Annotated in this window: 17 protein-coding genes and 2 tRNA genes; 5 read left to right on the top strand and 14 right to left on the bottom strand. The window is 42.7% G+C overall.

The annotated features are described in order from the left end of the window. Nucleotides 1-7 precede the first annotated feature (7 nt). The 4 genes from ENI34_01930 to ENI34_01945 all read right to left on the bottom strand — a co-directional run bounded on the left by ENI34_01930 (nucleotide 8) and on the right by ENI34_01945 (nucleotide 5,211). Nucleotides 8-1,279 (bottom strand): bifunctional 3,4-dihydroxy-2-butanone-4-phosphate synthase/GTP cyclohydrolase II, encoded by a 1,272-nt coding sequence (locus ENI34_01930; GenBank protein ID HEC77887.1) that lies wholly within the window; start codon nucleotides 1,277-1,279, stop codon nucleotides 8-10. 305 nt (nucleotides 1,280-1,584) lie between these two features. Beyond that, a complete protein-coding gene (locus ENI34_01935; GenBank protein ID HEC77888.1) occupies nucleotides 1,585-3,432 on the bottom strand; it encodes a hypothetical protein in 1,848 nt (615 codons plus the stop codon). Continuing rightward, nucleotides 3,429-4,229 carry a DUF58 domain-containing protein gene (locus ENI34_01940; GenBank protein ID HEC77889.1) on the bottom strand — a complete coding sequence of 267 codons (801 nt, stop codon included), beginning with the start codon at nucleotides 4,227-4,229 and terminating at the stop codon, nucleotides 3,429-3,431. The genes ENI34_01935 and ENI34_01940 overlap by 4 nt, the downstream gene beginning before the upstream one ends. 64 nt (nucleotides 4,230-4,293) lie before the next feature. After that, nucleotides 4,294-5,211 (bottom strand): NAD-dependent epimerase/dehydratase family protein, encoded by a 918-nt coding sequence (locus ENI34_01945; protein ID HEC77890.1) that lies wholly within the window; start codon nucleotides 5,209-5,211, stop codon nucleotides 4,294-4,296. A gap of 96 nt (nucleotides 5,212-5,307) precedes the next feature. Here ENI34_01945 and ENI34_01950 point away from each other — a divergent pair, with 96 nt between their 5' ends. Beyond that, a complete protein-coding gene (locus ENI34_01950) occupies nucleotides 5,308-6,522 on the top strand; it encodes an aspartate kinase (protein HEC77891.1) in 1,215 nt (404 codons plus the stop codon). On the opposite strand, the gene ENI34_01955 is transcribed toward ENI34_01950, so the two are convergent. Together ENI34_01955 and ENI34_01960 are read right to left on the bottom strand one after the other, a co-directional pair. Beyond that, entirely contained in the window at nucleotides 6,500-7,132 is a 633-nt protein-coding gene (locus ENI34_01955; protein HEC77892.1) for a hypothetical protein, read from the bottom strand. The genes ENI34_01950 and ENI34_01955 overlap by 23 nt on opposite strands. Before the next feature lie 104 nt (nucleotides 7,133-7,236). Then, complete coding sequence (locus ENI34_01960) at nucleotides 7,237-8,544, bottom strand: sugar transferase (GenBank protein HEC77893.1); 1,308 nt, start codon at nucleotides 8,542-8,544, stop codon at nucleotides 7,237-7,239. A gap of 274 nt (nucleotides 8,545-8,818) precedes the next feature. On the opposite strand from ENI34_01960, the gene ENI34_01965 reads away from it, so the two are divergent. The 4 genes from ENI34_01965 (at nucleotide 8,819) to ENI34_01980 (ending at nucleotide 11,835) form a co-directional block, all read left to right on the top strand. Then, nucleotides 8,819-9,061, top strand: a complete 243-nt coding sequence (locus ENI34_01965) for a hypothetical protein (GenBank protein ID HEC77894.1) — start codon at nucleotides 8,819-8,821, stop codon at nucleotides 9,059-9,061. 57 nt (nucleotides 9,062-9,118) lie between these two features. Next, on the top strand, nucleotides 9,119-10,048 hold the full coding sequence (locus ENI34_01970) for a hypothetical protein (protein ID HEC77895.1): 930 nt from the start codon (nucleotides 9,119-9,121) through the stop codon (nucleotides 10,046-10,048). Continuing rightward, nucleotides 10,029-11,234, top strand: a complete 1,206-nt coding sequence (locus ENI34_01975; protein HEC77896.1) for a DUF5050 domain-containing protein — start codon at nucleotides 10,029-10,031, stop codon at nucleotides 11,232-11,234. Before ENI34_01970 ends, ENI34_01975 begins: the two co-directional genes overlap by 20 nt. Before the next feature lie 100 nt (nucleotides 11,235-11,334). Then, nucleotides 11,335-11,835, top strand: coding sequence for a hypothetical protein (locus ENI34_01980; GenBank protein HEC77897.1), 501 nt, complete (start codon nucleotides 11,335-11,337; stop codon nucleotides 11,833-11,835). Between the two features lie 48 nt (nucleotides 11,836-11,883). On the opposite strand, the gene ENI34_01985 is transcribed toward ENI34_01980, so the two are convergent. From ENI34_01985 to ENI34_02020, 8 genes are all read right to left on the bottom strand, one after another. Continuing rightward, nucleotides 11,884-11,968, bottom strand: a tRNA-Ser gene (locus ENI34_01985). 20 nt (nucleotides 11,969-11,988) lie between these two features. Continuing rightward, the gene (gene tadA / locus ENI34_01990) at nucleotides 11,989-12,447 is read right to left on the bottom strand and encodes a tRNA adenosine(34) deaminase TadA (protein HEC77898.1); all 459 of its coding nucleotides are present in this window, start codon (nucleotides 12,445-12,447) and stop codon (nucleotides 11,989-11,991) included. Nucleotides 12,448-12,489: 42 nt separating this feature from the next. After that, nucleotides 12,490-12,563 (bottom strand) — tRNA-Arg (locus tag ENI34_01995). 318 nt (nucleotides 12,564-12,881) lie between these two features. Continuing rightward, nucleotides 12,882-14,594, bottom strand: coding sequence for an NAD-dependent malic enzyme (locus ENI34_02000; GenBank protein ID HEC77899.1), 1,713 nt, complete (start codon nucleotides 14,592-14,594; stop codon nucleotides 12,882-12,884). Between the two features lie 218 nt (nucleotides 14,595-14,812). After that, nucleotides 14,813-17,497 carry a multidrug RND transporter gene (locus ENI34_02005; protein HEC77900.1) on the bottom strand — a complete coding sequence of 895 codons (2,685 nt, stop codon included), beginning with the start codon at nucleotides 17,495-17,497 and terminating at the stop codon, nucleotides 14,813-14,815. Between the two features lie 26 nt (nucleotides 17,498-17,523). Next, nucleotides 17,524-18,717 (bottom strand): hypothetical protein, encoded by a 1,194-nt coding sequence (locus tag ENI34_02010; GenBank protein ID HEC77901.1) that lies wholly within the window; start codon nucleotides 18,715-18,717, stop codon nucleotides 17,524-17,526. Further along, nucleotides 18,714-19,256 carry an outer membrane lipoprotein-sorting protein gene (locus tag ENI34_02015; GenBank protein ID HEC77902.1) on the bottom strand — a complete coding sequence of 181 codons (543 nt, stop codon included), beginning with the start codon at nucleotides 19,254-19,256 and terminating at the stop codon, nucleotides 18,714-18,716. Before ENI34_02015 ends, ENI34_02010 begins: the two co-directional genes overlap by 4 nt. Before the next feature lie 245 nt (nucleotides 19,257-19,501). Next, nucleotides 19,502-20,251, bottom strand: coding sequence for a TetR/AcrR family transcriptional regulator (locus ENI34_02020; protein HEC77903.1), 750 nt, complete (start codon nucleotides 20,249-20,251; stop codon nucleotides 19,502-19,504). Nucleotides 20,252-20,403 lie beyond the last annotated feature (152 nt).

The raw sequence follows: 20,403 nt of genomic DNA on the forward strand, positions 1-20,403 counted from the left end.
CTCCTCATTATTTTCTTCGCTTCTTTCCTTTCTTCCTCTTCTTTTTTTCTGTTCTTTTCCTGGAATTTTCAACTCTTAAAAAGGCTGAATCAGGAATCAAATGACCAAGCTTTTCCCTCTTTGTCCTTAAATACCTCACATTTCCTTTATGAACCACATAAATAGGAATCTGTTTGGTCACTTTCAAACCGTATCCTTCCAGACCGATGATTTTTTTGGGATTATTGGTTAAAAGCCTCACCGAGGATAATCCCAGATCACAGAGGATTTGAGCACCGATACCATAATCCCTCAAATCCGCATCAAATCCCAGGGCAAGATTTGCTTCAACAGTATCAAGCCCTTTATCCTGTAATTTATACGCCTTCAGTTTGTTCACCAGCCCGATTCCTCTTCCTTCCTGCCTCATATAAAGAAAAACCCCTTTTTTCTCTTTGGCGATAAGCCGCAGGGCTGCATCCATCTGATCACCACAATCACACCTCAAGGAATGGAATACATCACCGGTAAGGCACTGAGAATGAACCCTCACCAGAATATTCTTTCCTCCCTTAACATTACCGAGTACCAGGGCGATATGATGATCCCTGGTTACTGTATCCTCAAACATAATCAACCTGAATTCCGCATACTTTGTCGGCAATCTCGTTTCCAGAACACGCTCCACCAGTTTCTCTTTTTGTCGGCGGTATTCAATCAAGTCTTTAATGGTTATAATCTTTAAATGAAACCGCCGGGCGATCTTCTTCAGCTCAGGCAGCCGCGCCATTGTTCCGTCAGAACTCAGAATTTCACACAGCACACCGGCGGGATAAAAACCGGCAAGCCGGGCAAGATCCACACTCGCTTCAGTATGGCCTGCACGGCGCAGAACACCGCCGTCCACGGCACGCAGCGGAAAGATATGGCCGGGTCGGGCAAAGTCAGAGGGTTTTGTCTTTTTGTCGATCAGGGCCTTTACTGTCCGCGCCCGATCAAAAGCGGAAATTCCGGTGGTCGTCCCCTTCTTTACATCAACACTGACTGTAAACGGTGTTCCGTGCAGAGCCGTATTCTCCTCGACCATAATGGGAATCTCCAACTCCTCAAGTCGCTCCTGCTTCATCGGAACACAGATCAAGCCGCGTCCGTACTTTGCCATAAAATTTATCAATTTCGGCGTTACCTTCTCCGCAGCGGCGATAAAATCGCCTTCATTCTCCCGATTTTCATCATCGACGACAATCACCGGCTTTCCCTTCTTTATCTCCTTAATACCCTCTTCAATGCTCGAGACCATAACTAATATTGTATTAAAATTAAAGAAAAAGTCAACTATAATTTTGGCTGACTCCTCTCCACTTTTTTATCATCCCTCCGCCCGCTCTTTTGTCATTCTGAAGGAGTCTGCCCCAAGCAGACGACTGAAGAATCCCAATGACTAATGACTGATAAAGATTCTTCGTTTCACTCAGAATGACAGAGAAAGAAGGTAAACTCAGACGTTGTCCTGAGTGTAACGAAGGAATGATAGAGAAAGAAGGATCTTTAAATAAAAACAAAAAAAGTGGAGAGGAATCAGTAATTTTGGAAGTACACCCGGGATCAAGCTAACAGAAGGAGGAGCTCAGCGATCAGGCAGAAAAGCGCCAGAAAGAGGAAAAGACGGCTCAGGCTGCGTGTTTTCAGATCTTTCTCCATATCAAGAATATGGACATTCAGAACTTCGGCGGTATTCTTACCGAGCACCTTCAAATTTCCCTCTTCCGGCCCCACATTGACGCCGAGTGTCTGGGAGGGCGTGGTATAAAAACCAGGCAGTAAAAACTTATCCCCTGTTTTCAAATATTCACCGGTGGGTGCCTTTAGTCCGCTGGTCTCCGGAACAGTATCCCCTACATAGAACTCTTTATCCGGCGAGGCATTACAGACATTGATTATCAATCTGAAGAGTAAAGGAACAAAAGCGGCTTTGTATACGATGTTCGTGGTCTGGGGTTCGAATCGTAAGGCGAGAACCGCGACATTACCGTCGACTATGATAAAAGGATATTCACCGGTGAGTTTTGCAATAACTTTTTTGTCGGTCGAGAATTTGTGAAAGCGATATATCTTTATGTTCTTCAAACCGACATTTTTATCAAAAACCTTAAAGATTGGATGATTATAGTCTATCCAATCAATGGTTACATACCCCTGAGCCGCGACCGTCTCCCCGGGGGTGCAGTACTGGCTGAGGAATGTCTTTAGGTTCTCACCGATTTCCGCACCGGGGAAAAAGATAAACCCGTGCCGCCTCTGCGCGATGAAATTATGTAACCGATAGATGTCACTCTTTGAAATATCGGGAACCCCGTTCAATATTACAACGGTGAATCTCCGTAAATCAACGCCTTTCAACGTGCTGGCTGTTTTGACGACGAAGAGCGGATTGAGTTTGTCCGCCGGCTGCAGGGCGGTATGCAGAAATTTATCATCACCCACAATCAAAATCTTTATTCTTTCGGGAAGTGATTTTGAAAAGAAATAGCTGTTGTCTTTCAGGAGGCTGTCATCATAAATAGTGAATTTGCCGTGTGTTACAGAGACCGGCAGGAGAAATTCCACCTTTAAATCACTCTGCGCCTGAATCTCGGCTTCTTTTTCATAATGATAACCGCCTGCCTGGAGTACGACCTTTCCCTGCCAGAACCTACTTGAATGGTTCATTAATTTCACATAGAGGCTGTAATTTTCTTCAGGTATGGAAATCGGGTCCTTTACAGCCACGCTCTCTATGGAGACATTCCCGCCGCAGGGGATTTTCAACCAGTAGAAATCCACTGTGTCGGCGGTAATATCTTCGGAAAATCCTCTGAAGGTGACCTCCTGACCGTCACCGATGTAGATGTACTCGAGATGATGCTTTGCTTTTTCTGACGGGGTCAACCCTGTCAACAGTGCAGAAAGCCTGCCCGTTTTATTGGAAAGTGTTATCTCTTCAATAATCTGCAGGGCGGATCTCTTATCCACCCATGAAATCGGTGCATCGGTGTCATGGAAGTCGGTTTTGTCGCAGAGGGGCAGGACGATAAATTCCGAACCGGCTGAGTACAGGGAGAGTATCTCAGCCGCCGCTTCTTTCGCCAGTGTGAAGTTTTCTCCGTAATCCATACTATAGGAGTTGTCAAGCAGAAGAATCACGGATGCAAGACGCCGCGCTCCCGGAACCGGCCGCCTGACCTGAGGCTTTGCAAGACTGAGGAATATAAAGGTGATCAGCAGACAACGCAGGATAAGGATAAGAATTTCCCTAAATCTCAACCAGCCCAGTTTTTTCGCTTCGGTCTTCTTCAGAAATTTCAAGGAGGAAAATGGAATCTTCTGCAGTCTTTTATGAAACCAGAGGTGGATTATGATGGGTACGGCGGTGAGACCGACGCCGAGAAGAAAGAAGGGTTGCAGAAAACTCATGGAAGTTTTTTCCTCTTCTGAAGATAGGCGAACAGTGCTTTATCATAGAGCGTATTGGTGTACATGATTTCGTAATCGATATATGAGGCGAGCAATCTGTCATGATAGAGTTTCAATATCTTATTGAATTTTTTCCGATATGAATCACGGATGGCGTCCGGTTGAATTACAAGTTCTTCTTTGTTCTCGAGGTCGCAGAATATCGCCGATTTATTAAAAGGAAATGTGGCTTCATCGGGATCGAGGATATGAAAGACAAGGAGCTCGTGCTTTCGGTATCTGAAAGAACGCAGCGCCTTGATCACCGTCTCCGGTTCATCCAGGAGGTCTGAGAGTAGAATAACGATTCCCCGACGTTTTATTTTTTGCGCCAGTTCAAAGAGCATATTGGATAAAGAGGTTTCGCCACCCGCTGCGGCGCTGTCAATGGTATTGAGAATCTGCAGGAAATTACTTCTCTTTGAAGAAGGTGGAATGATTACCTTGAGTTTCTTATCAAAGGTTGCAATACCCACACTGTCTTTCTGCCTGAAGAGCATATATGCCAGGCTGGCGCTCAGATACTTCGCATATTCAAGTTTTTCTATCTTTTTTCCGTACCCCATTGAACCGCTTTTATCAAGAAGGATATATGCACGCAAATTTGTTTCTTCCTGAAATTCTTTGATGTAGAAACGGTCACTGCGTGCAAAAACCTTCCAATCAATACGCTTCGGTTCATCACCGGGCATATACTGACGATAATCGGCGAACTCCTGAGAAAATCCCTTGTATGGACTGGAGTGCAAACCGCTCATAAATCCCTCGACGACCAGCCTCGCCTTCAATTCCAGACGAGATAGACGAGCGAGGACTTCTGGATTAAGATATTTTCTGGAAGTACTCAAAGGTTCTTCTTATCCCCTCTTTCAGGGATACTATTGGCCGCCACTGAATCAAGGATTCCGCCTTTGTCGGATCAATGACATTTCTCCGTACCTCTTCAAGCCGCGGTGCGTCGTGTCGATGTGCGACCCGCTGTCCGGTTATCTCGGAGAGCATATCTATCAATTCATTGACACTCGTTTCGATCCCGGTGCCGATATTTAAAATAACAGAATCACAGGTCAAGGCGGAGATGTTCGCATTGACGACGTCCGCCACGTATACGAAATCACGCGTTTGAGCACCGTCGCCGAAGACCACACACTCTTTATTCTTCAAGATCTGTTCAATGAAGATGGAAATGACGCCGGCTTCACTCTTTGATATCTGCCTGGGTCCGTAAACATTACTGTATCTTAATATCACGTAATCTATATTATGCTGTAATGAGAAAAGAGTAAGATATCGTTCAAATGTCGCTTTGGAGATACCATAGGGTGAATTCGGTCTTATCGGATAGTCTTCGGTGATCGGAAGCTCCTTCGGCTCACCATAGACCGTGCCGCCGCTCGATGCAAAGATGAACTTTTTAACGCCGTATCGAAGAGCCGCGGACATCAAATTCAAAGAACCTATGATATTGACATCTGCATCAAAAAGGGGGTCTTCAGCTGAAACCCGTACATTGATCTGGGCGGCGTGGTGATTGACAACGTCGAATTTTCCTTCTTCGAATATTTTTTTGATATTTTGACTGCGGATATCTTCCTTAAAAAATTTCGCCTCAGGGTTGAGATTTTTTATATCACCGGTTGAGAGATTATCGATTATTGAAACCTTATGTCCCATATCTATGTAGGCATCAACAATATGGGAGCCGATAAATCCACAACCTCCGGTTACAAGAATCTTCATGCTGAAAAATTATATCTATAAAATCAGGAGAGTCAACCGCCATAATGAAATCAAATCTTTCTTGATTTTAGAAAAAAGTTCGGTATAATATAGACTATGTCGATAATAGTAACCAAATTCGGTGGGACTTCACTCGCGACACCGGCATTGATTATGAGTGTCGCGAAAAAGATTTTTCGTATAAGCAAGAACAACGATGTAGTGGTGGTGGTCTCTGCAATGGGCGATACAACAGATAAACTTCTTGCAATGTCCCGGCAAATAACCGCCGAGCCGAAGGCCCGGGAGCTGGATATGCTCCTGACCGCCGGCGAGAGGATATCCGTCGCCCTGCTCTCCATGGCACTGGAAAAATTAAATTTAAAGGCGGTCTCATACACCGGCTCCCAGGTGGGAATCATCACCGATAATAAACACACAGACGCGAGGATTCTTGAGATCAGGGGGGAGCGGCTCAAAAAGGCGCTGTCCGAGCACAAGATCACTGTTGTCTGCGGTTTTCAGGGAGTGAGTCTGGAAAAAGAAATAACGACCCTGGGCCGCGGTGGTTCAGATACTACTGCACTTGCTTTAAGCGCCGCTTTAAAGGCGGAAAGATGTATCATCTATACGGATGTCGACGGTGTCTATACAGAGGATCCGAATAAATATCCCGGGGTTAAAAAAATCAATAAAATTTCTTATAATGAGATGCTGGAGTTGTCCTGCCGCGGCGCCCAGGTCCTCCATCCACGGGCATCAAGCATCGCCGCCCGTTTTAAAATCCCGGTCGAGATACGCAACAGCTTCAACAACAAGAGCGGCACCTTGATAACCGATCTAAAGAGGATTGAAAACCCCCGGCCAAAGGCGATAACCCATAATGATGAACTTTATTTGATCACTTTGATGAGAGTGATTAAACGGCCCAATTATCTTTCACAGATTGTAACCGAGCTGGCGAAAGCCGGCATTCATCTGAAATTCTTTTTTCACGGTATTTCGTCGGCGAAGAAATTCGATCTTTCCTTCATAATCCCCCTTGAAGAAAAGGAGAAGGCGAAATCGATATTAAGGAAGGTTGCTGAGAAGCTCAAGATTCGACAGATCAGCGAATCTTCGGATATCTGTTCTCTCAGTTTGATCGGTCAGGGCATTGGTTCGGCGAACAGAATATTAACTGAAGTCTTCAACACTCTTTCAAAAACAAAGATTCACATCGAAGCGATCACCACTTCTGAATTATCCGTTAATATCTTCCTGAGAAAAAAATACCTGGACCGCGGAGTAAACGCCCTGCTGGAAAAATTCAATTTAAAGAAGAAAACTTGAAGACCACACCCAGCCCGAATTGATTGACCGTATATTTTATCCCCATATTGTCGCTGAACAACCAGTTACTCTCCGGTAGAATAGAAAATTTATCACCAATGACGAGCCCGAGTCCGTGTCCGTATTGAAAAATGTAGCGCGGCGGTCGTTCTGAATGTTCCTGACGGTCTCTCAGGTGAATCGAATAGATGATCTTCGGTGCATAAAACAAGCAAATTTTTTCAGTAATCTTTTTACTCAGGATAAAAGTCGGATAGAAATCAAACACATAATCAGTCACAAATCCTCTTCTTGTACCTTTCATATAACCGAATCCGAACTTGAACGCCGCATCAATGGAATTCTTCCAGAACTGATATTTCAGGGAAACGACGCCGCAGGTGGGTGAGGAATATTTTATCTCAAACTCTGCATTCTTGAAGACACCCACCCGGCCGAACAGATCAAATCTACGTGTGTCATAAGAGATAGAATCCGGATCATGGGTATACAGAGTGAAATTATTTATACTGAAGCCGAATGCATAATCACCGGGAACATAACTTACGGCGGACTCGTACGTGCAGTATGACTGTGACCAGGTGTTGGGCAGACTCTGGGAAAAAATCATACAAATAAAAAATGACAATAAGAATGTACTTCGCTGCATATTCCCATTATAAAAAAAAATACCACCGGTGTCAATACCAGAATCCTGGAGTATCCTACAATTTTCTAATGGGCCCCTTCCTGCTTTAACACCGTAAGTATGGTTTTTAAGAATATCTTTAAATCAAGTTTCAGTGACATGTTATTTATGTACTGCAGATCATAACTCAGTTTCTTCTTGACATCTTCGATCGAAGTGTCATAAGTATGTTTCACCTGAGCCAGACCCGTAATTCCGGGATGGACATTCAACCGCAGGGTGTAAAGCGGTATCGATTTCTTTAATTCTTCAACAAAAGCAGGTCTCTCGGGTCGGGGACCGACAAAACTCATATCTCCCTTCAACACATTAAAAAGCTGGGGTAACTCGTCAAGTCGGAAAGGACGCAGGATTCTTCCCACCCGCGTAATCCGTTCATCATTCTTTGACGCCCAGACCGGACCAGTATGTTTCTCAGCGTCACTGATCATCGAACGGAACTTATAAAGAGTGAACTCCTTACCGCGGAAACCCAACCTCCTCTGTTTGTAAAACACAGGACCACTGCTGTCTATTTTGATGAAAAGTGATATCAATAGCAGAATGGGTGCCAAAAGCACCAATGAAATTGCGACAATTGTAATATCCATCACCCGTTTCAAAAAACGATCCCAGTTTGACAACGGATGAAAAATAATCTTCAAAAACGGTGAATCAGGAATCTTCTGCACAAGAAAATATTTATAGACCAGTGAATATAATTTCGGAGAGATGAATATTTCATATTTTGTATCGGCGAATTTTGAAATTATATTAAAAACACTATTCATACTGTGCCCGTTACTCTCGATGACGATACCCTGAATATTGTGTTTGGACAGCACCTCCTCCTGCATGGCACGATTGAATTCACTCAATTTCACCTTCTTGACAACATTGAAGTTGCTGTAGTCGTTTATTGTATCCCCATTTTGAAAAATCAGCACCTTCTCCTGTGGGGTTTTGAAGAACTCACCGACTATCCCCCGCCAGAAAAACCGCCAGACAAGGATTGACGGTATCAGCACCAGATATGAAGGAATAAAGCCGCTGGCTTTGACGAAGTTTATATTGATAAGATAACTCACTCCGAAAATCATCAAAAGCCCGACGCATATCGCCTTAAAGATCTTGAACAATTCGTTCATTATCTGCACTTTTGAACGGGGGACATAGAGTTCGTATGTCTGGAACAGAAAAAGCCAGAAAATAAGGATAAGAAAATTACCGATAATCGAATGCCAACTTATCACTGAAGTGTTTATAGCCGAGGCTTTCCAGCTGATAAAATAGACTGCGGAAAGTATCAGCACATCACCTGAGATAGTCAGTAAAAATTCAGTCTTACGGTTCATCAAACATCTGAATTACTGCTAACAACCTCCTTGTAACCGATCTTTATCTTTAGTGACCCATCTCCCGGCTTGCAGTTTTATACTGGAACCAGCCGTTAAAGAAAATGTTGTTCTTAAAATCGATGATGAAAAAATAGTATTTAAACTGAAGCCCATCAAACATCTAAGGTGCCGCTAACAACCTCCTTGGACATATCCCATTATATCCAGTATATAAAAGTTGTCAAGAGATCAGTTTCTGTTGACTTTTCGGGATATTTTTTTATAATATGGTGTGCGTATAGATCTATTCTTAAAAAAAATACTTATTTTCAAAAAAAGGAACGAAGCGAAAATGATGTGCAACAAAGAGTTGATAAAAGTGAACGGCAGGATCAGTAAACCGTCCCGAAATGTGCGGAAAGGTGACGTTATTGAAATAGAAACTTTTCACGGCTTGGTGAAATTAAAAGTCCTGGAAATTCCAGCGGGAAATGTTAAAAAAAGCGAAGCGGATCTCTATTATGAAAGATTATAAATACTGTTCGGTTACGGAAGATCCGAACTTTATCACGGTTTTTAAAAAAAGCCCTTCATGATGAAGATCGGTATTACGATCGGCGATCCCGCGGGCATCGGTCCGGAAATAATTCTGAAGAGTGCCTCTATGATGAAAAACATAGGGAATCTGTTCATATTCGGTAATAAAAAAATTTTAAAAAAAACCGCGCTTGACCTGGGTCTTCGATCCAATTACGGATTGATAAAAGATAAGATACTCGATTGTATCGGAAATATAACTTTTCAATACGGAAAACCTTCTGGCAAGACCGGCCGGGCGGCGATGGAGTCGTTAAAGAGCGCTCTGGATCAGGGGGTTGATGTCTTAATTACTTCACCGATCGTAAAAGATGTTATAAGAGATTTCATACCGGGCTTCATCGGACATACTGAATATCTCGCCCGATATTTCAAAACCAGAAACTATGCCATGATGGGGCTCTGGCGAAACAAAAGAATCATGCTCCTGACCACCCACGTCCCGATGCGCCGTATATTTAAAACAATCACCGTAAGAAATGTGTTGAAGAAAATAATACTTCTCGACCAAAGTACAAAAAAATATTTCGGAGTCAAAAGACCGAAGATCGGAGTGAGTTCTTTGAATCCTCACGCCTTTGAATTCAGCCTTGGTGAGGATGAACAGATACAAAAAGCAGTGATTGAAGCGCGAAAGCTGAAGATCGATGTATCTGGGCCATATCCCGCAGATTCACTCTTCAATCGCAGTTTTGATGCGTTTCTGGCGATGTATCATGACCAGGCGATGATTTATCTTAAGTCGAAAAACAGAGGCTTGAATTTCACTGTCGGCATTCCGATTATCAGACTTTCTCCTCTATTCGGCGCCGCACTCGATATCGCCGGAAAGAGAATAGCAGATGAATCGGGTTTTATCCATGCAATCCTGCAAGGTATAAAGATCTTCAAAAATGTGAGGAAATATGAAAAAAAAGAATCTTGATCAAAAACAACATCTGAATTATTTTTGGCTTTTTCTGTTATGTTTCTTCACCCTGATATTCTGTTCACGTAAAAGCGACCTCCAGAAAGGTATTGAAGCGATAAAAAAAGGTGATTATGCAAAAGCGGTGCGGACCCTGGAAAAAAGTCTGGAAGCCGACTCCATGAATCCGGATGTCCATTATAACCTCAGCTTTGCATACGCTAATCTCGATTCCGTGAGGAGCTCATTTTTACATTATCTTAAACTTGTCGAAATGGAGTCTCCGTTGAAAAATGACGTAAAATTGAAAGAACTGCTTGCGAACTTTCTGAACTTAGACCCATACCCGGCACGCTTGATACCCATGAAAGGAATGAATCAATTTAAAGGTTCTCTGGCGCCGCAAGGAGATATCATTGCTGTTGCTGCGGCAAAACGCGACATCGCAAACATCTATCTGGTGACATTAAAGGGAAAAATTAAAGAGAAAATAACCTCGCGGGGGATGAATACCGACCCCGACTTCTCACCGACCGGCGATTATATCGTGTATGTTTCAAATATAGACGGTGATGACGAATTGTATCTTTACGAGTTAAAGACCAAAAAGGTCAAAAAGATCACCGACAACACCGCTAAAGATTTCTCACCGTCATTTTCACCAGACGGCGAGGAAATCGTGTTTGTCTCTAATATGGACGAGCCGTATAAATGGGAAATCTATAAAATTAACGTGAGTTCGGGACGTATCAAACGGTTGACCAGAAACAATTACTGGGACGGTTTCCCGAAATTCTCTTCTGATGGAAAGTTCATTGTTTTTTCATCCAAAAGGGACGGCAGTGAAGACATATATCGTATGAAGAAAAACGGCGGCGGTGAGAAGATTCTCTATAAGAGCACCGGTGACGACAGCGATCCGACTTTGATCGACGATAATCTCTTCTTCAAATCAGATCAGAACGGAAACCTGGAAATTTTCCGATATAATCTGAAAACCAAAAAGTTGACCCGGATTACAAACAATCGTGTTCCAGACTGGAATCCACGCATCGCAAAAGACGGTTCAAAAATGTTGGTTACAAAAAAAGTCAAAAAACGATGGCGGCTCTATCTGATTGACTTCAAAAACGGTATAGCGAGCGAGTTACTTGCTGAAAGAATAAAGGCGAAACTGAAAATAAATACCACCGAGAAAAAATAGATTTTCAGCTTTTACTACAGAAAAGTATAGTATATTACATTCTTTCATCTTGACAAAACAAAAATTGTGTATATAATTTCTCAATGGAAAAGGAGGTAAAATGAAAAAGCTTTTTGCTGTAGCAATAGCTGTTTCCATATTCAGCGGTCTCTATGCTTTAAATCTCGGTCTCGGTGTTGCCTATCAGGATGTTACCGAGGATGCACGCTATCTCGCAGTCAAAGCCGACGCCCGTGTTCCAGTACTTCCCATTCTTGACTGGCGTGCCGGCCTATTGAATGTAGCGCTTCCTGACGGCGGTAAGGCAATTCACTTTGGTACTAGTGTATCTTCTGACCTGCTCATTAAATTCCCGATGCCGGCTTCATTTCAGCCGTATCTGGTTATGGGGCTTTGGTTTGATATGGGGCTTGAGGACGAACCCTTAGATTATACAGTACTTAAGCTCAAAGCGGGTCTCGGCGGTGAAATGGGTCTCGGCGGTGTAAATGCCTATTTAGAAGGCGGTCTTGATAAATTCAACTGGACAAAAGATGGTGATCCTGCAACCTCACAGGAGATCTATGTGCAAATTGGAGTACTGCTGCCGGTTGGTCTATAGGTAAAACACTCTATAAAAAAAGCGGGCAGTGCCCGCTTTTTTTTATTACGGAGAGAGAGGGATTTGAACCCCCGATCCCTTGCGGGATACGCGATTTCGAGTCGCGCGCCTTCGTCCACTCGGCCATCTCTCCTGGTTGTTTTAAATCACATCTCAAAGCTGTTCTTTACGTCTTTTTTGAAAAAACTCTCTGATCAAAGCCGCGGCTTGTCTCTGTAGAACCCCCTCGACAATTTCTATCCGGTGATTAAGTCTCTTTTCCTGCACAACATTAAAAATTGAACCACAACCACCGAATTTTTCATCCCGTGCGCCGAATACTATCCGTCTTACCCGCGCCAGGACCAGGGCACCGGCACACATAATACACGGCTCGATCGTGGCATAGATATCGACCTCCTGCAATCTCCAGGAATTCAATGAATTCGCCGCCGCAGTGATCGCTATCATCTCAGCATGGGCAGTAGGATCCTGCAACCTTTCCGTCTGATTATGTCCCCTGCCAATGATTTGATTTTTGAACACGGCAACCGCACCGATCGGCACTTCCTTTTCATTAAACGCCCTTTCTGCTTCCTTGAGTGCCTCTTTCATAAAAAATTCATAAGTCATGGTCTTTCCGCTGCAAACAATCTGCTGTCTTTTGACGACATATACGCCCGAGGCGATTTGAACGCCTAACCTGCGGATCCGTAGTCCGCCGCTCTATCCAGTTGAGCTACGGGCGCAATATGGGGGATTCTCCCCCCTATTCTCCACTCTGTTTTTGTAAACAACCACAAAAACATTCGTGGAGACCTCACACCCCCCTACCACCTGCAGTCTCTGATCTTTTTATCTTATCTGAGACCGCCGTGGTCGATACCTTGAGCAGACGCCGTTTCATTACGCTAACAGATTCATAAAGGAGGGATTCTCCCCCCTATTCTCCACTCTGTTTTTGTAAACAACCACAAAAACATTCGTGGAGACCTCATACCCCCCTTTTTTGATTTTGTTTTATTATATTAGTTTTTTTATTATTGTCAATAAACTTACCAGGTTGATCACTGCTCATAGCGATAAGGTAGATATTCCGGATTCCATATTGCGTGGCTTATCAATTCCCGGAGTTTATCATCCGCCAAATGAATTCCTAAACCGGCATCACGTGCTTCCTTAGCAACTGCAAATGCCACTTCTTCAGAAACTTTTCGGATATCACTTATCTCAGGCAGAAGATTTCCTTTTGCTGCAGCTGAATGAGGAATAAGATCCTGCAGTGCCTTAGCCGCCGCATAGAACATCGCATCAGTAACTTTTGATGTCATAGAAACAATCGCTCCAAGCCCGACCCCCGGGAAAATATACATATTATTACACTGCGTGATTTTCCTGGTTTCGCCATTAACCACTACAGCGTCAAAAGGACTGCCGGTTGCAATTAAACAAGAACCATTGGTGGCGGTAAAGGCTTGCTCAGGTGTACACTCACATTTTTTATTCGGATTAGACAGGGCGAAAATCACCGGTTGAGCTGTATTCTCAGCCATCTGAGCAAGTACCTCGGCGGTAAAACTGTTCGGCATACCGGATGTCCCGATTAACACGGTCGCCTTGCTGTTCAGAACCGTGTCATATAAATCAATCTTATCAGGATTACGGAGTTTCCAGGAGCCGGTATCTGCACGCGAGCGGGCAAAAGGCGCCTGATATTCGTGAGGATTGGTGTCATCAAAAACAAGCCCATTGTGACCCAATGGATAGATGCGTTCTTTTGCTTCTTTTTCTGTCAGCCCTTCATCAATCATTGCATGGGTTAAAATGTTCGCGATACCATAACCGGCTTGACCGAATCCGAAGAAAACATAAATTTGGTCTTTCAACTTCTCTCCTTTGCCGTAAATAGCTGAGAGCAGAGCAGCAAGCGTCACTGCACCGGTACCCTGAATATCATCATTAAAAGAACATATGCGTTCACGATAGCGATTAAGAATGCGCAGTGCATGCTGTTTTCCAAAATCTTCCCATTGCACAAGGGCATGAGGAAAAACTCTTTTCACACTCTGCACAAAATGTTCAATCACTGAATAATATTCATCTCCAGTGAGCCGTTCATGTCTGAGGCCGAGATAAAGAGGATCATTAAGTAAATCCTTATTGTTTGTTCCCACATCAAGCAGTATCGGCAGACACAAAGCCGGATGTAACCCTGCTCCGACTACATACAAACTCGTCTTGCCGACCGGTATTGCCATACCACCGACTCCCTGATCACCCAGGCCTAAAATCCGCTCACCGTCAGTGACGACGATTAAATTAACATTGGAAAAAGGCGCATTGGCGAGAATCGAATCAATCATTGTGATTTGATCAGCCGCAATATACAAACCGCGTGGTCGGCGGAACATATGACTGAAGGTCTTCGCCGCCTCACCAACCGTCGGTGTATATACTATCGGTAACATTTCTTCAGCATTATCCAGGACAAGTCGATAAAAAAGTGTCTCATTACGATCCAGCAACCCAAGCAGAAAAATGAATTTTTCGATCGGACTCGTCTTCTTTGAATAATTTTCATATACCCTTTTCACCTGTTCATCCATTGTCGAACTGTGACGCGGTAAAACCCCATGTAAATCAAGTTGTTCACGCTCCTGCTCAGTAAATGCTGAACCTTTATTATAAATTGGATGTTCCACCAGCAGCCTTCCTTTAAAAGGAACCCTGATGTATTTCTCACCATTCATCGGGTCAACCTGTATTGCAAAGTCTCTCATATTACCTCCAATTTCAGAATTCCAAAATATAAGATATGCTTCATGGCTATGTTTTTCAGAACCCTACATCTTCTTCAGTATATACCATTCAAACAAAAAGTCAAATGTTTTAAATGTAAATCTAAAAAACTACACCTTTTATAATTCTTTCAAGATAATTTTGTATTCAAGAAAAAAACATTAATTCAATAATTTGAAGATTAGAGATTTGCCCCTAACTAGTTCTTTCTCCTGAAAAGACTGATGATGCCGGGAATGAAAAGAACGGTCATCACAAAGCATGCTGCAACCCCCACGGTCAGTAAAGTGCCCAAACTGCGATATGCTGGATAACTGCTAAATGAAAGCGCCCCGAACCCGGCCATTGTAGTCAGAGATGTCAGAAGAATTGCCTTGCCCGTACTGCGCAGCACATCCGATGTTTTATCAAAACCTTCGTATTTATAGCGATGAATGACATGCACACCATCATCAATACCAATCCCGACGATCATTGGTATTCCCATCACATTGATAAAGTCAAGAAGCATACCAAATGATTTCATAATGCCCATCATCACAATACCTCCGCTGATAAGCGGTAGCATCCCCAGCAGGGCAAGACGCAGACTGCGAAAATCAATCCACAAGAGGAGCAAGACAACGATAAGCGTCAAAATTGTTGCCCATAATCCATCTTTCCCAATCAGATTAATAAGATGTAAAAACATTGGAGGTGTGCCGGTTACCCGGGGGCTGACCAGTTGCAGTTGTTTGGTAAACCGATCAAGCACAGCAAAATCCCACATCTGTTTGCGTGCATAGATTGTTACAAGAAAGTTATCACCACGTTCATTAACATACCGATCTTTTATGTGCTGAGGCAGAACATCAAGGGTAATGAGTTCAGGATTTGCCATATCAAATAATTTCTTTTTTAAAACCGGATAATAATACTTCTGAAATTTATTGAGCTGACGCACTGCCAGTACTGGCTTATCCTGAATTGCTTCAATCAGTTCCATAATAAGACCCTGAACATCTTCCTGTTCTGGGTCTCCGATAATGAGTTTACATTTCTCATCAATCTTATCCTGACCTCCGATATATGCCAGCTGAGCAAGCTCGTAGATATTCAGATCAAGCCGCTTTAGCTGGGCAATTAATTTTTTAAGTGAATTTACTTCTAAAAGGGCTATTTTCTTATTCTTTCCAATTTTTTCTCTTAGGGCTTTAACATAGGGCTGGCGCAACCTCTGCACTGATTCAGGCGGACAGACATCACCGATTCCCTCAACAATACTTAATGCCGGCAAGGCCTTTGCTTTTTGTTCCAGTTTCCAGGATTCTTCAATTGAAGAAGCAGTAACCATGGCAAAATCAGGGCTCATTTCAAATGCCTTTATAATTGTATCCTGAAGATGGATTACTGGAATATCCGGCTCTAAACTCATCATATTATAATTGAATTTTAGATTGAATGCTTGATATAACAGAATACCAGTAATAACCACCCCGCCTATTATGTAAAGCGCTCTATGCTTTACAACATTTTGACCGACATTACCAAGAAAATGAAATTCAGAAACCTTTGGTTTTACCATCTCCTTTTTAACGCGGAAGATCCAGCGTTCCCGCACAACCAGGATCGCAGGCAGTGCGGCAAGCGAAGTAATCATTGCACTACAGATCCCAATACCGAGCACAATCCCCATCTCTTTAATACCACGGGTCGACGAGATTGCCAGGGCAAAAAATGCCGCCGCCGTAGTCAGGGCACCAGTAATTATACCGGAACCCGAACGGGCAAAAGTTTCTTCCATTGCCTGTCTCTGATCAGAATCGATATTACGGCGCTCATTATAAACTGAAATCAGGTGAATCGCATAATCAATACCAAGGCCAATAAGTATCACAGCGAATATCGAAGTCATCATATTAAGCCGACCAATTGTAATAGCCACAATGCCCGCAGTAATAATTATTGCGATAACAAGATTTAAACCGGCAAGGATCGGTGCACTCCACATCCGAAAGCTAATAATAAAGAGGATTATCACAAGCAGTAGGGCGATTATTGAACTTAAGAACATCGCCTTTTCCGTATATTCCATTTCATATTTCTGAATTGGAATAATACCAGTGACACCGGCATGAATCCCGAGATATTTTTTTTGTGTCCTTTCGATAATCTCTTCAATGGCACTGGTTGCCGCAATGTCTTTTTCAATATCGATCGAAGAAAAGGTTGGTTTACAGGAAAGAAGTAGAGTTTTCTTATTGTAGGAAATAAAATAAAGATCGCCATATAGAAAACGCTCAACCATTGAGTCAATCAGAACATGATTTGCACCTACCGGGGTATTTATAAATGTATCCATTGTTTTAAGCCAGTGGTATAAGCCATCGAGTGCGCGGGCTGCTTCGTCTTCTTTTGTCCGCGTATCCAGTGCCTGATCATTGCCAACATATTCTTTTTCAAAATTATTATTAATGTTATCAAGCAAAGGTACTAAATTCAAATCATTGAACATATCAGTTGTATTTCTGAGATCTTCAATGTCAGTAAGCATAAAACCGTGCCGACCAAAAAATTCCTTATCGAGTTTATAGTCAACCCGTTCAATATACGCCTCTAATTCTTCGATTTCTGGAGCAATTTCATCAGCAAATTTTTTGATTGCCGCCTCTTCACCTTGAATAACAATAAGTATTGTTGAGGTGCTCTTAAATTCTTTTATGATACGCTCGAACTCCTGAGCCATAGGATCGCCTGAAGGCAGCATATCTGACCAGCGCATATCCATTCGCAGAGCAGAAGCAAAGATCACTGAAAGGATAATAAGAACAAAAATAACAGCCAATACCCACCAGGGATGTGTTGCCACAAAACGTGCCCACTGCCGTAATAATCTTTCTTTCATATATTTCTTTCTCCTCAATTTATAGTTTAGAAGTAAACCGTAGCACGCAGCAGACCGCTGTTTCCAAAATTATGATTGAATGCCTTGCCTTCAGCACCAATAAATATATTGAACATCAAAGCGAGATCGATGTTTTCAAAGAGACTGCTGTTTATCATCGGCACCAATACCACACTCTGATCACTAATACTGAAAATGAACATACTGCCTACAGTGGTTAAATCAGTAATGGGGTATTGCGTAAGACCATATAACTGGTCGCGTGAGATTGTTTTGACCTCCCCTGTGATATAACGCATCCAATCATTGAGGTCATAATTATGGTAATCATCTTTTGCAATCGAGTTGTGATGATACTCGAACATTATATAAAAACCATTCTTAAAGGTGTAATCACCACCTGCCAGACACTCATAAGAATTCTCTCCTTCATCAGCCATAACATTATAAACACCTTCACCCCACACTCCACAGCCGAGCAGTTCTCCCACAAAATCAGCACCGAGCATGGTTCGTTCTTCCGTAGCAGACTGGAATGTATAAAAATCGGTCGTTGTATGCCAGAATCGATATGCAATAGCTGAAATATCAAAATGTCCCAGTCCGAGTTTTACCCGACCGAGTTTACCTGATTGCTGCCAATCAGCATTGATCGGCGTGTAAAGTGCAGTAATACTGATACGTGGCACCGGGTATATCTCTATTCTGAGCGCATTGTGGCCGGACTGTTCATAGGTTGGATCGAGCGCATCTTTGATGTTTAATTGATCAGTGGGATTGGCAAAATAACCAGTGCCAAACGAAATCTGCTGTTTACCAATCATAAAAGCAAACTTAGGAACATTCAGGCGGACATAGGCATTGTCCAGATATATTGTGTCATTGAAATAACTCTCATAATAGGGCTGCATCTCAGGCGGAATTGAATCGGCGATCTCATCCGGCAAAAAATCTAAAATATTCCAGTGGCGTAGACCAAAGTAATGAAGATAGATGAGGTCTGCTCCAAAACGCACATTTTTGTTTTCGGTATTTTTTAAATCGATACGTAGTTTTCCATAGCCGGTCTGGTTGTAATCACGGTTCAGTAAATATCCGGCATATTGTGGTTCAAAATAACCGTAAATCTCAACCTGGCCATATAGCCCGGCTAAAGGCAGGATCAGAACCAAAATGATTATCAATTCAATAATCCAGTTCTTATTACATAGATTCTTCATTGTTTCATTCCTTCCTCAGTGAATAACGCGTCTGGTAAATCAACATTATAATTAATCTCTATGATTTCCATAGTCGTCTTGGTATCGTCGAGTTTGTTGTACATCGTAAATTTCATCGGCGTATAGATGCCGTCGATAAGTTCTATGTCCGTGCAGATGAGTTGCTTTTCACGCAGCTCGGGATCATCATCATGGAAATAGTCAATGACAATCGGCACAAACGTTTTTTTGTCGACCCAGACAATAATCCGCGAGTAACCGGCGTCACTCTCTGGTTTACGGCTCAATTCCAGTTTATAACATTGACGCCCTTCCTTTTTCTCGTCCTCCAGACGTACGGATTCGTATTCTTCGACAAAGGTATTGGAACCGCCCATATCCTCATACGAAAAGTCACTGCCTTCAAGTTTTTGCCGGCGTGCATGACTGGCAAGTTTACGCACATGATTTCTTTTGGGAAAATAGATCCAGATGTCGTCACCGTCATTGAGCATCAGGATAGTCTGTCCCTTGACACGGGAAGGCTCAAGGTATTTCATAAGGCTCTTTTTACCTCGACCTTTTGAATAGGTGTGATAGAAAAACGAACGCTCCTCACCTGACGTGGTTGTGATCGTCATCTTCATCTTTGCTTCTGATTGTTCCGGATTCATCGCCTGCGTCATAGTGTTAATAATCTCACCTGCAGTAATATTGTCCTCTGCCCAAACCAGGTGGCTGTATATTGCACCTGCCAAAAAAAGTAAGATAAAACCAAGTAAATATTTAAACATATTTCCTCCTTTTACCATAATCGATATCTTCTTTTTGTCTGTTTATCATCTGGTTCAGTCCGGGGCTGTAATTTTTCAAAGAAGAACTGCATTATTTCTTCAAACTCGCCCGGCACATATATTTTTATTGAACCCCTGGCTGCACCAAGAATGCGTTCAATTAAGTCCTGATACATCTTTATCTTGATACTCGTCTGTGCACATATCTTCTTAATATCAGTCGCACCATTGAGCAAACTTTTGCAGACAACTTCATTTATATGTCTTCCTAAATTTATTATAATCTCGCCCATATATTCAGGGTACGAGGTATTGAACACACCTTCTTTTATACCCTGCTTAACAATCTTTTCAATTATCCCTGAATTTTTTTCAATCGAACGTTCAAACATCCGCGCACGCAGCAAGTAATTCTCTTCCTGGTAAAGGGTCTTTAAGAATATAAGAAAGAGGTCAATATTTTTTACCTTGTAGCCGGTTCCAGCGCGAAATATTTCATTTATCTTTTCTATTGCACTTTTCTTTGAATCCGCAATCAGCTGCAATTGCCGCGACATTTCAGTAACCATCTCCTCAACCAGAGAATCGAGCAATTGCATCTTGGAACTGAAATAATGATAAAAAGTACCCTTTGCAATATCAAGGGCATCGATTATATCCTGAACAGTGGTGGTCTCATAGCCTTTCTGGAAGAACAATCGTCGGGCAGTATCAATAATCTCCTGCCGGCGAACCCGGTAATCTTGTCCCTGCTTAACCATAATTCCTCCTTTAGACCGACCGTCGGTTTAGGGAATAATATTATAGACCGACCGTCAGTCTATAATATTCTATCAATTTTTTTTGATTTGTCAAGCCCTTTTTATCGAAAAACTTCTGACTGCGGGTGTGAAACATTATCTGTAATTCTACC

Source organism: candidate division WOR-3 bacterium, assembly GCA_011052815.1.
Classification (GTDB): domain Bacteria; phylum Hydrothermota; class Tepidihabitantia; order SM23-42; family SM23-42; genus DRIG01.

Bases quoted from the DNA above. Each gene is read 5' to 3' on its own strand.
- ENI34_01970 (HEC77895.1), top strand. From the start codon at position 9,119: ATGATGAAGATCGGTATTACGATCGGCGATCCCGCGGGCATCGGTCCG.
- ENI34_01935 (HEC77888.1), bottom strand. From the start codon at position 3,432: ATGAGTTTTCTGCAACCCTTCTTTCTTCTCGGCGTCGGTCTCACCGCC.
- ENI34_01960 (HEC77893.1), bottom strand. From the start codon at position 8,544: ATGAACCGTAAGACTGAATTTTTACTGACTATCTCAGGTGATGTGCTG.
- ENI34_01950 (HEC77891.1), top strand. From the start codon at position 5,308: ATGTCGATAATAGTAACCAAATTCGGTGGGACTTCACTCGCGACACCG.
- ENI34_02015 (HEC77902.1), bottom strand. From the start codon at position 19,256: ATGAAATACCTTGAGCCTTCCCGTGTCAAGGGACAGACTATCCTGATG.
- ENI34_01980 (HEC77897.1), top strand. From the start codon at position 11,335: ATGAAAAAGCTTTTTGCTGTAGCAATAGCTGTTTCCATATTCAGCGGT.
- ENI34_02010 (HEC77901.1), bottom strand. From the start codon at position 18,717: ATGAAGAATCTATGTAATAAGAACTGGATTATTGAATTGATAATCATT.
- ENI34_01930 (HEC77887.1), bottom strand. From the start codon at position 1,279: ATGGTCTCGAGCATTGAAGAGGGTATTAAGGAGATAAAGAAGGGAAAG.
- ENI34_01940 (HEC77889.1), bottom strand. From the start codon at position 4,229: ATGAGCGGTTTGCACTCCAGTCCATACAAGGGATTTTCTCAGGAGTTC.
- ENI34_01945 (HEC77890.1), bottom strand. From the start codon at position 5,211: ATGAAGATTCTTGTAACCGGAGGTTGTGGATTTATCGGCTCCCATATT.
- ENI34_01975 (HEC77896.1), top strand. From the start codon at position 10,029: ATGAAAAAAAAGAATCTTGATCAAAAACAACATCTGAATTATTTTTGG.
- ENI34_02020 (HEC77903.1), bottom strand. From the start codon at position 20,251: ATGGTTAAGCAGGGACAAGATTACCGGGTTCGCCGGCAGGAGATTATT.
- ENI34_02005 (HEC77900.1), bottom strand. From the start codon at position 17,497: ATGAAAGAAAGATTATTACGGCAGTGGGCACGTTTTGTGGCAACACAT.
- ENI34_02000 (HEC77899.1), bottom strand. From the start codon at position 14,594: ATGAGAGACTTTGCAATACAGGTTGACCCGATGAATGGTGAGAAATAC.
- tadA (HEC77898.1), bottom strand. From the start codon at position 12,447: ATGACTTATGAATTTTTTATGAAAGAGGCACTCAAGGAAGCAGAAAGG.
- ENI34_01955 (HEC77892.1), bottom strand. From the start codon at position 7,132: ATGATTTTTTCCCAGAGTCTGCCCAACACCTGGTCACAGTCATACTGC.